Origin of the sequence: Bradyrhizobium sp. SZCCHNR3119 (assembly GCF_032487775.1) — a bacterium.
Classification (GTDB): domain Bacteria; phylum Pseudomonadota; class Alphaproteobacteria; order Rhizobiales; family Xanthobacteraceae; genus Bradyrhizobium.
In genome coordinates this window covers 5,223,271-5,237,925 of sequence record NZ_JAUEUV010000001.1, presented here as the reverse complement: position 1 = coordinate 5,237,925, position 14,655 = coordinate 5,223,271, and the positions used below count along the sequence as shown (strand labels likewise).

Genomic DNA, 14,655 nt, shown 5'->3' with positions numbered 1-14,655 from the left:
CTTGGCGCGCGCGACCGCCGGCTCATCCACCCTGTGCTGGCGCTGTTCGGCGCGCATGGCGACCTCCTTGGCCGTTTTCTTGATTGGCATCAATCAAGGCGCACCGGCCAGGGGTCGTCAACCACAAAGGGAGTGGGCAAGATTTATGGGCATGTGCCCACATGCCCAAGGCAATTAGCGCGCACCGCGGCGCGAGAAGAACGAGATCAACACCGGCAAGGTGATCAGGATCACTATCGGCGCCAGCATCATGCCGGTGACCACCACAATCGCGAGCGGCTTCTGCACCTGCGAGCCGATGCCGCTCGACAGTGCCGCGGGCAACAAGCCGACGCCGGCCACCACGCAGGTCATCAACACCGGGCGGAGCTGCAACTCGCCGGTGCGGATCACCGCGGCGACGCGGTCGTAGCCTTCGTCGATCAGCTGGTTGAACTGGGACAGAATGATGATGCCGTCCATCACGGCGATCCCGAACAGCGCGATGAAGCCGATCGCCGCCGAGACGCTGAACGGGATGCCGGACAGCACGAGACCGACGACGCCGCCGAAGATCGCCATCGGGATCACGCTCATCGCGAGCAGCGTGTCGACCATCGAGCCGAAATTGAACCACAGCAGGATCGCGATCAGCGCCAGGCTGATCGGCACCACGATCGACAGCCGCTTGATCGCGTCCTGCAGATTGCCGAATTCGCCGACCCATTCGAGATGCGATCCCGGCGGCAGCTGCACCTGCTCGGCGACCTTCTGCTGCGCTTCCTGGATGGCGCTGCCGAGGTCGCGCTCGCGCACCGAGAATTTAATTGGCAGATAGCGCTCCTGCTGCTCGCGATAGATATACGCCGCACCGGAGACCAGCTTGATGGTGGCGACTTCGCTGAGCGGAATTTGGGTGACGCCGTTCGGCCCCTGCGCGCCGATACGCAAATTCTCGATCGCCTCGGCGCTCTTGCGATATGCCGGCGCCAGCCGCACGATGATCGGAAAATGCCGGTCGCTGCCGGGCTCGTAGAGGTCGCCCGCAGTGTCGCCGCCGACCGCGACCTTGATCGTGGCGTTGATGTCGCCGGGGGCGAGCCCGTAACGCGCGGCTTTGGCGCGATCGATGTCGATCTGTACGGTCGGCTGGCCGAGCGAGGTGAACACCGCAAGATCGGTCACGCCCTGCACGGTCGACAAGACCTGCTTGATCTTGTTGGCGGTGTCGGTGAGCGCCTGCAGGTCGTTGCCATAGAGCTTGATCGAGTTCTCGCCCTTCACGCCCGACACTGCCTCGGAGACGTTGTCCTGCAGATATTGCGAGAAGTTGAACTCGACGCCCGGAAAGCGGTCATCAAGCTGCTTCAGCAGTTCGGCGGTGAGCTGGTCCTTGTCCTTGGTGCCCGGCCACTGGCTGACCGGCTTGAGCGGCGCGAAGAACTCGGCGTTGAAGAAGCCGGCCGCGTCGGTGCCGTCGTCGGGACGGCCGTGCTGCGAGACCACGGCCTCGACCTCGGGCCGCGCGCGGATCAGCTTGCGCATCTCGTTGACGTACTGATTGCCTTCCTGCAGCGAGATGGTCGGCGGCAGAGTGGCGCGGATCCAGAGATTGCCCTCTTCCAGCTTGGGCAGGAATTCGAGGCCGAGCAGCCGGCCGAACACACCCGTCATGACCACGAGCCCGACGGCGCCCATCATCACCAGCTTGCGGTTGCCGACCGCCCAACGCAGCACCGGCCCGTAGAGCCGATGCAACAGATGCATCAGGCGCGTCTCGGTCTCCTGGACATGAGCAGGCAGGATGATGGCGCTCAAGGCCGGCGTCACCGTGAAGGTCGCCAGCAGGCCTCCGGCCAGCGCATAGGCATAGGTGCGCGCCATCGGGCCGAAGATGTTGCCTTCGACGCCGCTCAAGGTGAACAGCGGCAGGAAGGCGGCAATGATGATGGCGGCGGCAAAGAAGATCGAGCGCGAGACGTCGGCCGCCGCGGAGAGGATCGCGTGGCTCTTCATGCCCATCATCGTCTCGGGCGAGATGTGACTTTCCTCGACCTCCGACAGCGGCGTGGTCTGCGTCAGTCTTCGGAAGATCGCCTCCACCATGATCACGGTGGCGTCCACGATCAGGCCGAAATCGATTGCGCCGACCGACAACAGGTTCGCGGACTCCCCGCGCAGCACCAGGATGATCACGGCAAAGAACAGCGCAAACGGAATGGTGGCGCCGACGATCAGTGCGCTCCTGAGATCGCCCAGGAATATCCACTGCAACAGCACGATCAGGAGAATGCCGACCACCATGTTGTGCAGCACGGTGTGGGTCGTGGTGTCGATCAGGTCCTTGCGGTCGTAGATCCGTTCGATCCGGACACCCGGCGGCAGAATGGTGGAGTGGTTGATCTGGTCGACCAGTGCCTCGACCCGGGCAATCGTCGGCGAGCTCTGCTCGCCGCGCCGCATCAGCACGATACCCTGGACGATGTCGTCATTGTCATTGAGGCCGGCAATGCCAAGCCGCGGCTTCTCGCCAACGGTGACGGTCGCGACATCCTTGACCAGCACCGGATTGCCGCTCGTCTGCGACACCATCGTGTTGGCGAGATCGTCCATCGAGCGGATCAGGCCGACGCCGCGCACCACAGCCGATTGCGTGCCGATCTCGACCGTGTTGCCGCCGACATTGATGTTGGAATTGCTCACCGCCTGCAACAGCTGCGGCAGGGTCAGCCCGTTGGCGACCAGCTTGTTGTTGTCGACCTGGATCTCATAGGTCTTGGTCTTGCCGCCCCATCCGGTGACGTCGATCACGCCGGGCACGGCGCGAAAACGCCGCTGCAGCACCCAGTCCTGCAGGGTCTTCAGATCCAGCACGCTGTAACCAGGCGGGCCTTTCAGCCGATAGCGATAGATCTCGCCGATCGCGCTCAACGGCGAAATCTGCGGCGTCACGTTGCCCGGCAACGGCGACAGCTGCGAGAGCCGGTTCAGGACCTGCTGCAACGCCTCGTCATAGGTATAATCGAACGAGAACTGCAGCTTGACGTCGGACAGGCCGTACAGCGAAATCGTGCGGATGGTGCGCAGGTTCTTGATGCCGGCGACCTGGGTCTCGATCGGGATCGTGATGTAGCGCTCGATTTCCTCGGCCGACAGGCCCGGGCTTTGCGTCACGACGTCGACCATCGGCGGCGTCGGATCGGGATAGGCCTCGATGTTGAGCTGCTTGAACGCGATCAGGCCGCCGGCCAGGATCGCGATGAACATCCCCACCATGAGGAAGCGCCGCTGCACGGCGATGGCGACCAGGCGATCCATTCAGGTTCAGGCTTTCACCGCGTTGGGAAGAGTTGGACCCGCACGTCAGCTACCGGACGCGGCACGGTCGATGAACAGGCTGCCCTTGGTGACGATCTGCTCGCCGGCCTTCAGATTGCCTTCGACGGCGACGAGATCGCCATTGACGAGGCCGGTCTTGATCTTGCGCAGCTCAAGCGACTTATCCGGACGCGCGACCCAGACACGCACCTGGTTACCTTCGTAAATCAAGGCCTGCCGAGGCACCGCCGCGGCGGGTCGATCGCCCGGCGAATAGATCGTCACATTGGCGAACATTTCCGGCTTGAGCAGGCCGTCCTTGTTGTCGATGGTGGCGCGAACCAGGAGCCGGCGGGTGGTCGGATCGATCGCTGCCGCCACATAGTCGATATTGGCCTTGAGCGGATGGCCCGGCAGCGCCAGCACGCTGACCGAAATCTCCTCCCCCACATTGACGACTGCCGCATCGCTTTCGCGGACAAAGGCGATCAGCCAGACCGTCGAAAGATCGCCGATCACAAAGACCGGATCGCTTGCGCCGGCCTGGACATATTGGCCGGGGCCGACCTTGCGCTGCACGACGGTGCCCGTGATCGGCGAGTTGACCGTGATCTCGCGGTCGATTGTGCCTTTGGCTTGGAATTCGGAGACCGCCGCATCGGAGTAGCCAAGGATGCGGAGCTTGTTGCGGGCGGCGTCCAGCGCGGTCTGGGCCGAACGCATGTCGTTCTGGGCCTGGACGAAGGTCGCTTCCGCCTGCTGGAAATCCTTGAGCGGAACTGCCCTGCCCTCGAACAGGTCCTTGGCGCGCTTGTACTGAATCTCCGCCAGGTCCTGCGCCGACTTGGCCTTGTTCATCGCCGTGATCGCAGTGATGAAATCGTTCTGCGCCTGCACGGTATCGGCGGCTTCGATCACGAACAGCGGCTGGCCCTGCTTGACGGTCTCGCCCGGCTTGACCAGCAGCTTGGTCACGCGGCCCGCATACGGGGAAAATACGGGGGTCGAGCGATCCTCATCGACCGCGACCTTGCCCTCAGTCACGTGTTCCGCCCGAAAGATCTTGTCACACACCGGCTCGACGGTCAGCGTGGCCCATTCGGAGGGCGACGGCGTGAACGTCTGGCCTCCCTTGCGCGACTGGCTGGACAGCTCGAGGCTGTCTTTTTTCGGTGTTTGACCGAATTGCGTGAAGCCATAGGCGCCCGCAGCGGCGAGCGCAAAGGCCGCCAAGCCGATGATCAGCCCTTTTTTACTCAGCATCTGCGGAGATTGGTTCATGTCGGCACTATGGCCCATCCACCTTACATTCGCCTTACGGGGACGCCGGCGATGACCGTTCTTTCTGCGCTAATAGTGCGGAACCGTTGTTCTAAACAACCTAAAAATCGCCAAAATCACCTCCGTTCTGGGTTAAAAATTTGAAACTTCAATGACAGGCGTTCATCCACCGTTCAGCTCATTTGGCTTGCCCCCTGGGCCGCCGTTGCGACGCATCACGCGAACGCCTCGGGGCGGCCACGTCGCCGGCGGTATAGGCGGCGGATTCGAACGTCTCTCCCTCCATCAGCGTCGACCCGCAGGTGCCGCGCGGAGCGAGTTTGCATCCGAAAGTCCGTTGCCTCGAACTCAAAGGCGCAACGACCAAGTCGTTTAATTCCAACTCGCATTGTCTCACGACTAACTATTGATCCACGTCAAATTGAAGATTGCATTAGTATGGAGGCTCAACCTTAGGATTCGCACCGAAGGTGAACTATGCAGCGTTCGAATGCAGAGCGAGTGAAGTCGTACCTGGAGCTGATTTCGCGCAAGAAGGATCCGGACAGCCTCTTGAAAGCGGCGGAACCGGCGGTGAGTGGCCTCGAAATGGCCGAAGCCCCCGAAGCGAGGAATGCGCGAGCCGGCTTCGAGATGCTGCTGAACAAGCGCGAGCCCTCCCCCGATCAACTGGTCGGCATGGAGGCCATTATCATTCCCAAGCTTCGACCCGCGATCGATATCATCGACGGCAAGTTCGAGGTCTCCCACCATCTGTGGCAGAAGCTCACGACCGACGCGGCGATCCGCACCCGCATCGAGGATGTGATCCCGTCGGTCGGCCGCATCGAACTGCCGGACAACCCGGATTATCCCTATGGCGGGACCGGTTTCGTGGTCGGCACCAACCTCATCATGACCAATCGCCACGTTGCCGCGATCTTTGCTCGCGGCTTGGGCAATCGGGCGATCGCCTTCCGGACGGGCTGCAAGGCTGGGGTCGATTTCCTGCACGAACGCGGCCGGCCGACCGGACCGACGTTGGTGGTGCGGCGCGTAGTGATGATCCATCCCTATTGGGACATGGCAATCCTGGAAGTCGAGAACTTGCCGGCCGGCCGCAAGCCGCTGAAGATGTCGCTTGCAGATATTTCCGATATGGACGGACACGAGATCGCCGTCATCGGCTACCCGGCCTTCGACCCGCGCAACGATGCGGCGGAGCAGGACCAACTGTTCGACAAGGAGTATGGGGTCAAACGTCTCCAGCCGGGACAACTCCACGGGGTGTCGCCGACCGAGAGTTTCGGCAAGATTGTTTCTGCGGGAACGCACGATTGTTCCACCCTCGGCGGCAATTCGGGTTCATGCGTCATCGACCTCGCGAGTGGTGAGATTGTCGCGCTGCATTTCGGCGGCCGCTACCAGGACAAGAACTACGCGGTGCCGATGTTCGAGTTGGCGCGCGACGGACGCGTGGTTGATCTGGGAGTCAATTTTGCGAGCGGCGCGCCGGGCGGGACGCCGGCCTGGTCCGACTGGTGGAGCAAGGCCGATCTCGCCGGGTTTTCCGATGAAGATGTGACGGCGGATCAGACTGCTCAGGCGCCCGCACCGCGCCCATCCGCCGACGTGAGTCAGAGCGTGGTACGGGCGACGGCTGACGGGATCACGCTGGAAGTACCGCTGCAGATCACGATACGGCTCGGCGCGCCATCCATCGTCGGCAAGCCGAGCGGCACTGAGGCTGCCCCGGCCGGCGGCGGGGCCCTCACCGAGGCCATGGTGGAACCGTTCCGGGATACGAACTACGCATCCCGCACCGGATATGACAAAGACTTTCTCGGCGCCGAAATCCCGATGCCGGAAGCGGCCGATCCGAGCGTGCTGGCCACAACGCGTCTCGGTGGAAACATCCTGCCCTATCAGAACTTTTCGATAGCAATGCATGCCGCGCGCCGCCTTGCGCTGTTCACGGCCTCCAACGTCACCGCCGACCCACGGCTGAAGCGCCCGGATCCCAGCAAGAAGTACACCCGCAAGGCATTGTCCGGGCTCGGCGACCGCGACCAGGAGCGCTGGTTCGTCGATCCGAGACTCGAAGAGAAGTTCCAACTTCCGGACGTATTCTTCACGCGCGATCGCGGCGCCTTCGACAAGGGGCATATCGTCCGCCGTGAGGATGTCGCCTGGGGCGAGACCTATGATGATCTGCGGCGCGGCAATGGGGATAGCTATCACGTGACCAACTGTTCGCCGCAGACCGCCGAATACAACCGGTCGGGCAGCGGCGTGGACAATTGGGGTGATCTCGAAAACCATGTTCTGGCATCCGCCGCCAGCGAGAAGCTCGCGCAATTTGCCGGGCCGGTTCTCGATGCAGCAGACGAGGTGTTTGTCGGAGCGGGCGGCGGCCGCAACAAGATCAGAGCCAAGATTCCGGCGCGCTTCTGGAAAGTCATCGTGGCCTCGACGGCCGACGGGCTGGCGGCGTTCGGTTTCGTGCTCGAGCAGGACCTGTCCTCCGTGGAGTTCGAATTCGTCGTGCCCGCCGAGTTCGCGCCGCACATGTATCCGCTCTCCGAGATCGAGGCGATGACGGGTGTGCGGTTTCCAGCCAACGTGCGCGCTGCCGACCAGTACGACACGCTGCGCGGCGCCGAGGTGTCGATGCGCTCAGGCGCCAAGCGCCGGCGGCTCGAGCGACGTTGAAAGCCGGCGATCCGTGCCGAGGCGATGGAGGAAGCCAGATGCCCGAGTTGCGCGGCGAGGACATCACGAAGCTCAGCAAGTCGCTCGCAAGCTCCCTGAATTTCGACGATCTCGAGGACTTCGTCCAAGCCAGCACGGGCGACCGCCTCTACGTGGAATATGTCGGTAAGGGAAAGCCACTAAGGCCAACGATCAGCGATCTGCTCAACGCGCTCGAAGAGCACGGCACGACCCCGCTTTTCCTTCACTACGTTCATGCGCGCCGCCCCGGGAAACCCGATCTGCAGCACCTGATCGAACAGCTCTGTCCGGAAGCGATCGGCGCAGTACCGGACCAAAGCATTACGCTGTCATTGCAGAAGGCAGGTCAGGTGCAGGCCGATGCACCGGCAAACGCCCTCGCTCCGGGCCTGCAGCGCAACATACGGCCCTACCTCGCCAAGCCCGACGTGCGCGTGTGGCTCGAGCGGGCAATTGAAATCTACCACCGCGTCTGCCGGATCGAGCGCGGCGGAAATGGCCTCGGCACCGGGTTTTTGGTCGGCCCGGATACCGTGCTGACCAACTGGCACGTCGTCAAGGATATCAAGGCCGAGGGCAAGCTGGCGGAGATCGGCTGCCGGTTCGACTACGTCAGGCTTGCGAACGGCACGCTGAATCCCGGTCACCTCGTGGCGCTACGCCCGGACGGCTGCCTCACGTTCTCGCCTTACAGCAATGCTGAAACGACGGCCAATCCCGAGGTACCCTCGCCGACCCCAGAAGAGCTCGACTTTGCGCTGCTGCAGTTGGAAGCCACTGCCGGGCAGCAGCAGGTTGATGGTGCGTGTCGCGGATGGATCGCGCTGCCGCGTGATGCAGCTCCACTACCGCGGGACGCGCCACTCTTGATCGTGCAGCATCCTGAAGGCGGGCCGATGAAGATGGCGATGGATACACAGGCCGTGATCGGTCCGAACGCCAATGGAACGCGGATCAAATACCTAGCGAACACCGATCCGGGCTCGTCGGGTTCCCCCTGCTTCACGATGGAGTGGGAGATCGTCGCCATGCATCATTATGGCGACCCGAACTGGCAGAGGCCGCTGTTCAATCAAGGGGTGCCGATCAACCTGATCCGCCAGCGCATCGAGGCGCAGGGCTTCGGGAACGCGCTCGGCAAGTGAGGACGTGCAATCGCGGGGAGAGCAAGCGATGGCCATACCGGCAAAATATCTCGATCTCGTGTCTGACGAGATTGCCAAGGCCTTTTCCACGGAGCAATTCGCAGAGATCGTGCTGGCCGCGACCGGCCACGAACTTTACAAGGAATATGCCAGCCCCACCGATCCTCTCCATCGCGCGGTCCGCCGGACGCTGGACCGCTTGATCGAGGATGGAACGGAACGCTGGCTGCTTATCCAAGTGCTCGTATCCGCGGTCGCCAACGAGCAACTGCGTCGACTGATCATCAAGGCCTCGCCGGAGACGCTCGCGGCGCTGCCGAAGGTGGATAACGGGGTCGATCGCGCCCTGCAAAGCCTCACTCTCGTGACGGCGATGGTGTTGAAACCCGAATTCCTGCCCGAACTCCAGCCGTCGCGCGACAAGATAGCCGCCATATCCGAGCAGATACGCACGCTAGCGGCTTTCAAGAACCTGCACGAATGCCTGCATGCGCTTCATCTCAAGCTCGCATTCAGGTCCGTCGCCGTCGACGATCTCGAGGGCCTGAAGAACATCGGGAACACTTGTACGGCCGCGCGCGCCGCAGCGGTGCCGCTCGGCGCCGCCGCAAGCGCCGAACTCGTCTGGATTGCCGAGCTCGACCGCTTGGCGGATGGGCTCGGCCCGGCGATCAAGACGGCGAATTCGTCCGCCACGCAAGAAGGATTCGGCGGCGTGCAACGCCTCGTCCGCCTTCAGCTCTCACGCCTGAACGCACGGATCTTCGATGCCGCTGACAAGCTGTCGCTCGACGAGTTGATTCTCGTCTTGCCGAGCGTGATCATGCTCGAAGAGTCCTTTGAGCAACTGTCGCATGCGATCCGTGACCTGAAGGCTACGGTCATGGCACGCGCACTGGTGCACAAAATCTGGCAGGATGCCGAAAACGAGCTCTCGCTGGTCGAGGATGTGCTCAGCACGCCCGCAACGAGCGCCCAGAAACTCATCGCGCAGAATTGGTACCGGCTGCACTCGCACGTCCAGTTGCTCGCCTCGCTCGATCCCGGGGCCGCGTGGGCGAAGGAGGCGATGACCTATTCGGACCGCGTCGACACGGAGCTGACCCGGGAGACACTCAGCGATACGATGAAGCCATCGTTCGACGCCTTCTGTCGTGTCCTCAAATTCCATTTCTTCGAGGTCGATGCCAAGCTGAAGGAAGATTGCGGTTCGCTCGGCAAATTCCACGAGCCGCTGAAATCGATAGTCGAGGAGATCGGCGATGTCTGAACTACCCGGCGATGCAGCGCGCGCGGCAGCGTTGAACAAACCCTTTTCATCGATGGCCGAACTCTGGCGCGCGCATCTCGACTTGCGATACACCCTCTCGAATGCCGAAAGGGGTGCTGCGGAGGCACCTCGGACGGCATCCGACATTCGCGCGTTCATCGTGCACGCGCGCGCGACCGGAACCATTCTTACGGACAAGAACGAACGTCAGACCGCTCAAGGCATCCTGGACTACTGGTCGACCGAACTGCTCAGCCTTCCGGCTGCGGCGGCAGAGGACTTCACTCCGGCGCTGCTGGAGCCCTTCGATAGCTCGCAGACTCCTCCCGCCGCCGGCGAGCCGACCCGCTCAGAGAAATTGCCGGAGGAAGAAGCGCGCGAGCTGATCCGCTTTGTGGCCACCGCGCGGCTGTGGCGAGACTCTGACAGGCAGCCCGGCTATCTGCTGAACGACGAGGAATCCATTGCTCAGGCGTCGCGCTTCAAACACCAGGACCCGGATGTCTTCGAACTGGTCGCGGAGAGCAAGATCGCCCTCAGCAAGAAACGAACGACCCAGCGCTTCCTCGCCATCGTCGGAATTCTGGGCCTGATGATCATTGGGATGCTTGGGGTCACGCTCTTTCAAGAGTCCCGCCTGCGTGAGGCGGATAGGAAAGCAGCCGCTCAGGAGTTACGTACGCGTGAAGCAGAACTGAGCGCGGCCACGTCCATCAACGCCGTCGAACGCATCCTGAAGGTGCTGTCCAAGCAAACCAGTGACCGAGCCATCCCGATTGCGGCCGCAGCGGAATTGTTCAAGGGCGCAGAGAGTATTCTTTCGTCCGGCGACCAGGAGCCCGACGGAAAGCGGCCTGAAGTGATCGAAGCGCACGCCAAGCTGCTCATACAGTTTTCGGATGTATACCTGGATGCAGGCGATTCCCGGACGGCGCTTGCGCTCGCCGAACAAGCGGAGAAACTGGCGGGCCAACTTACCGGGCAAGATCCCGGCAACGACGCCTGGCAGAGCCTGGTTTACAAGACCGCATTTCGTATCGGGGACATCGTCGTGAACTACGATATTGGAGCAGCGAAAGTAAAATATGACCTTGCGCTCAAGGTCGCGGAAACGTTTGCAGACAAGGATCCCAGCAACGTCGACCGACAGGCGGACGTCGCCTTGGTGATGAACAAGGAAGGCGACCTTGACCTTATGAAGGGCAACTGGGATTCTGCGCTGTCCCGGTACCAAAAGTCACTCGATATCGGCAAGGCGTTGAAGGGAGGGGAGCCGCAGCAAAATCCTGCCGCGCGAAAGATCGTAGGCGACGCGTGGGCGAGACTCGGAGGACTTTCCGCCGCCCAGGGACGTTATGACGAGGCCCTCAAGCAATATCAGGAAGCATTCAACATACGGAAGTCCTTGGCCGACGAGCATCCGGAGGAAGGCGTATATCAAGGCAATCTTGCAGCGGCCTATCATTTCATGGGCGGCGTATATCGGAACTATTACAGCGCGACCAAGAATGATGACCTGCTGGACAAGGCGCTGCAACAATATGGTGCAGCGCTCAAGATCAGGCAGGCGCGTGCGAACGTGGATCCCGGCAATGCCTCCTGGCAGGATTCGCTCCAGCAAGAGGAACTCGCGATTGCGGACGCGCTCTTACGGAAGCAGGACCTGGCGGGAGCCATGGAAAAGTACCGAACGGCGCTCGATATTCGGCAGGCACTGGTCGTCAAAGATCCCAATAACGCCGCGTGGAAAGCGAATCTTGCCAGCACCCATGATGGATTGGCCAGCGCTCTTATGCAGGATCAGCAATTTGATAGCGCGTTGAAGGAATACGACGCGGCTCTTGAGCAGCGGAAAGACCTCGCGGCGAAGTTTCCCGACGATCGCAGTCGCCAATCTCAGTTCGCCACCGCATATGAGCATAAAGGGGACGCGCTGGCGACACGAGGAAAGGCGCAGAAGAGTCAATCTGACCTCCGGGATGCTGGCGATGCCTATCAAGCCGGACTGACCGTCATTGAAGCATTCCTGCGCAAGGACCCGGGCAGCCGCCTGGAACCGGCGCGCGACCGGCTGCGGAAGAAGATGGATGCTCTGACATCAATCGCGCAGTGAAGCTGCAAGACGTGCGCGGGCTTTGGCCTCACCCGAGCCCCGTTGAACCTCTTGACCTGAGCGGCCTTATGCTCACGTGAGTTCCCTCACCCCGGCCGGTGTTTCGATCTGCGCACGATACCGCAGCTTGGAACCTCTCACGATGTCGGGCGCGCGGTCCACCTTCAGCGCGCGATACAGCGTCTCTATGGCGGCGGGGTTCGGATGTTCGAGAGCGAAGGATCGCAGGCGCGCACCGAGATCGGCAATTGTCGCCATCGCACGTGGCCTGCCACGCCTATCGATAATGGAAGGCGCCGCTCCGTCCAAGGGAAGAGAGCCGTCGTCCGGAATGGCGAAATCAAAGGACGAGTCGACGGTCGGAAGCGGGACCTTCTCTCCAAAGATGTGCCCGTGGGTTGCCAAGATCGCGTCGATCGCATCGGTTCGCGCGACCCAGGCTCGCAAACGCCGGCCCTCGTCCCAATCCAACTCGACCTTGGCCAGGTCATCCAGACCGAACCAGCGTCGGCGACTCAGCGTCCCCGCCTCCGGGTCGAGAGCAACGATCTCGAGGTAGACCGTGTCACCCAGCTGAAGCAGGTGATTGTGAGTGCCCATATAGGCGTGGCGTTGCCCAAACGGGACATCGAGATTGAGGCAGTTTCGAACGTGCAGGACACCTTCGGCCAAATTCGGAGCAATAACGGTGAGATGGTCGAGCTTGAGCATGTCTGCCGGACCGCCAGCAGCGGTGACGGACAGTAGCCTGTCGCGGAGCGACTAACGCAGCATGGCCCATTCAAGGCCGGTACCGACGATCGCGGCGACACTGACGAGCATGACTGCGATGAATAGAATTTCGGTCGTCGAGACCTTGTCCCACTGGATCATCATTTGACGCCTCACCCCCCGAATCATTCTCATGAGTATGAGGAATATCCTGCGCGAGCCAATTGTATTTTCGCCACAATCCCAATTCGATTCGCGAGTTTCCCCCGCGCGCTGCGGATGGGTCCGCGCGCGCCGAGGACGTCGAAATCGGAGGACAAGCCTGACCTGAGCAAGTATGGCATCTCGTGCGGCAAGAGGAATTGATCGCGGAGCTGGACCGGGACGGCCACGATACGAAGGACGCCAGAGCCATTCTGCAGACGCTTCGGACAAGTCAGGCCCTGCATCTGCAAGACCGCGACCGCATCCTGAAAGAGCTTGCCGAGTAAGAAGCTGCGCTGCGCTATACGCGGCTGGGCGCTCCGAACCAAGTGGTCAGCGCATCGGCAAGCCCGTGCCCGGCCCGATCTCCCACCCACGCGATATATCCGTCGGGCCGGATCAAAACAGCCATGGGTGCAGTGACAGCGCCGAGGACCGGAAGCTCCCACGCACCGGCATATGCGGCATCGATCTGTCGCACCCGGTCAGCCCAGGCTGTGATGTCGAGACCCGCGGGCTCACCGAGATTGAGCAGCACCGGCCGGGCGTCGTGCAACAGAGCGTAGAGCCGCAGCGATCCATTGGCGGTAACGAGATCGAGATCGGGCATGCGGCAGCCGAGGAGCGGATGTCCCTCGCCGAGATCGTAACGGATGTCGAGACCGGAGATCATGCCGGCGATCCGCTTGCGCGGTTCGTCCATCGTCAACAATTCGGACACGGTATCGCGCAATGCATCGATGCGGTCGCCGTGGCCTAGCAGCGGGGTCTGCGCCATCGTGTTGCGCAGGACGCGCGCCGCGACCGGATGACGCTCGGCGTGGTAGCTGTCGAGCAGGCTGTCCGGCGATGTGCCCTTGACCACCTGGGCCAGCTTCCATCCGAGATTCACCGCATCCTGCACACCGGCGTTGAGCCCCTGCCCGCCCACCGGAAAATGCACATGGGCGGCGTCGCCGGCCAGCAGGACCCGTCGATTCCGGTACGATGCCGCTTGCCTCGTCATATCGGTGAACCTGGAGATCCAGGTCGGGGTGCGGATTCCGTAATCTGTCCCATAGACAGCGATGAGTGCCTCGCTGAGATCGCGCAAGCCGGGCTCGCTGACGTATCCACGCTGTCCGACGTGCGGCTCGGTCACGAGAAGGCGCACGCGCTTGCCGTCTTCCAGGCGCGAGAAGGAATGAATGCCCTTGTCGTCGCGGCGTAAGCCCCACGCCGGCTCTTTCGTCACTTCGATCTCGGCGATCAGACAACTGATGGTCGGATCCCACCCGGGAAAATCGATGCCGGCTGACTTGCGAATGAGGCTACGCCCGCCGTCGCAGCCGACAAGATAATCCGCCCGCAGCGAGCGGCCGTCATCCAGCGCGATATCGACGCCGGTGTCGTCCTGCGCGATCGCAGTCACCTCGCGTCCGCGCTGGATCTCAACGCCGAGTTCGCCGACCCGGTCGGCCAGGATGCGCTCGATATGGCTTTGCCCCAGCGCGAGCCCGTAAGGATGCCGGGTGGGAAAGTCGCTGATGTCCAGCCGGATCCAGGCGAAGCTTGCGACCTGCGCGATCTGGCCCTGTGCCAGGAAACGATCGGCGATGCCGCGCTGATCGAGCACCTCGATGGTGCGCGCATGCAGACCGCCTGCGCGGGAGCCAACAATATCCTGGCTGGCGCGACGTTCGACGATCACGACGTCGACCTTCGCCAGCGCCAGTTCGGCCGCCAGCATCAGCCCTGTCGGGCCTGCGCCGACGATCACCACCGCATGATTGGTCACGTCGCTCCGCTCTGCGGCGCGCGCTGCAGACGTCGACAATGATGCACGCATTTCGTCACCCCATGGGTTGTGGCAGGGGCGGCGGTTCTACGGGATGAGCCGGGGCTTGAAGCAAGCCCCTTGCACGCCCCATATCAAGCTGGGA

At 62.3% G+C, this 14,655-nt stretch carries 8 protein-coding genes; 4 read left to right on the top strand and 4 right to left on the bottom strand.

The window, feature by feature from the left end; translation table 11 throughout:
* Positions 1 to 174: 174 nt before the first annotated feature.
* Together QX034_RS23995 and QX034_RS23990 are read right to left on the bottom strand one after the other, a co-directional pair.
* Entirely contained in the window at positions 175 to 3,297 is a 3,123-nt protein-coding gene (locus tag QX034_RS23995; RefSeq protein ID WP_315706163.1) for a CusA/CzcA family heavy metal efflux RND transporter, read from the bottom strand.
* Between the two features lie 45 nt (positions 3,298 to 3,342).
* The gene (locus QX034_RS23990) at positions 3,343 to 4,560 is read right to left on the bottom strand and encodes an efflux RND transporter periplasmic adaptor subunit (RefSeq protein WP_315706164.1); all 1,218 of its coding nucleotides are present in this window, start codon (positions 4,558 to 4,560) and stop codon (positions 3,343 to 3,345) included.
* Positions 4,561 to 5,079: 519 nt separating this feature from the next.
* On the opposite strand from QX034_RS23990, the gene QX034_RS23985 reads away from it, so the two are divergent.
* Genes QX034_RS23985 through QX034_RS23970 form a run of 4 tightly spaced genes read left to right on the top strand, consistent with a single transcriptional unit; the run spans position 5,080 to position 11,818 of the window.
* Positions 5,080 to 7,269 carry a DNA/RNA non-specific endonuclease gene (locus QX034_RS23985; RefSeq protein ID WP_315706165.1) on the top strand — a complete coding sequence of 730 codons (2,190 nt, stop codon included), beginning with the start codon at positions 5,080 to 5,082 and terminating at the stop codon, positions 7,267 to 7,269.
* A gap of 38 nt (positions 7,270 to 7,307) precedes the next feature.
* Positions 7,308 to 8,435 (top strand): serine protease, encoded by a 1,128-nt coding sequence (locus QX034_RS23980; protein WP_315706166.1) that lies wholly within the window; start codon positions 7,308 to 7,310, stop codon positions 8,433 to 8,435.
* A gap of 28 nt (positions 8,436 to 8,463) precedes the next feature.
* On the top strand, positions 8,464 to 9,705 hold the full coding sequence (locus QX034_RS23975; protein ID WP_315706167.1) for a hypothetical protein: 1,242 nt from the start codon (positions 8,464 to 8,466) through the stop codon (positions 9,703 to 9,705).
* Positions 9,698 to 11,818: a tetratricopeptide repeat protein gene (locus QX034_RS23970; protein ID WP_315706168.1), complete on the top strand. Its 2,121-nt coding sequence runs from the start codon at positions 9,698 to 9,700 to the stop codon at positions 11,816 to 11,818. The genes QX034_RS23975 and QX034_RS23970 overlap by 8 nt, the downstream gene beginning before the upstream one ends.
* Positions 11,819 to 11,890: 72 nt before the next feature.
* Here QX034_RS23970 and QX034_RS23965 read toward each other — a convergent pair whose 3' ends face one another.
* Both QX034_RS23965 and QX034_RS23960 read right to left on the bottom strand, forming a co-directional pair.
* On the bottom strand, positions 11,891 to 12,529 hold the full coding sequence (locus QX034_RS23965; protein WP_315706169.1) for a VOC family protein: 639 nt from the start codon (positions 12,527 to 12,529) through the stop codon (positions 11,891 to 11,893).
* A gap of 505 nt (positions 12,530 to 13,034) precedes the next feature.
* The gene (locus QX034_RS23960; RefSeq protein WP_315706170.1) at positions 13,035 to 14,561 is read right to left on the bottom strand and encodes an FAD-dependent monooxygenase; all 1,527 of its coding nucleotides are present in this window, start codon (positions 14,559 to 14,561) and stop codon (positions 13,035 to 13,037) included.
* Positions 14,562 to 14,655 lie beyond the last annotated feature (94 nt).

What these genes read in the sequence shown, in the direction of transcription:
- QX034_RS23995 (WP_315706163.1), bottom strand. Translation starts at nt 3,297, where the DNA reads ATGGATCGCCTGGTCGCCATCGCCGTGCAGCGGCGCTTCCTCATGGTG.
- QX034_RS23990 (WP_315706164.1), bottom strand. Translation starts at nt 4,560, where the DNA reads ATGCTGAGTAAAAAAGGGCTGATCATCGGCTTGGCGGCCTTTGCGCTC.
- QX034_RS23980 (WP_315706166.1), top strand. Translation starts at nt 7,308, where the DNA reads ATGCCCGAGTTGCGCGGCGAGGACATCACGAAGCTCAGCAAGTCGCTC.
- QX034_RS23975 (WP_315706167.1), top strand. Translation starts at nt 8,464, where the DNA reads ATGGCCATACCGGCAAAATATCTCGATCTCGTGTCTGACGAGATTGCC.
- QX034_RS23970 (WP_315706168.1), top strand. Translation starts at nt 9,698, where the DNA reads ATGTCTGAACTACCCGGCGATGCAGCGCGCGCGGCAGCGTTGAACAAA.
- QX034_RS23965 (WP_315706169.1), bottom strand. Translation starts at nt 12,529, where the DNA reads ATGCTCAAGCTCGACCATCTCACCGTTATTGCTCCGAATTTGGCCGAA.
- QX034_RS23960 (WP_315706170.1), bottom strand. Translation starts at nt 14,561, where the DNA reads ATGCGTGCATCATTGTCGACGTCTGCAGCGCGCGCCGCAGAGCGGAGC.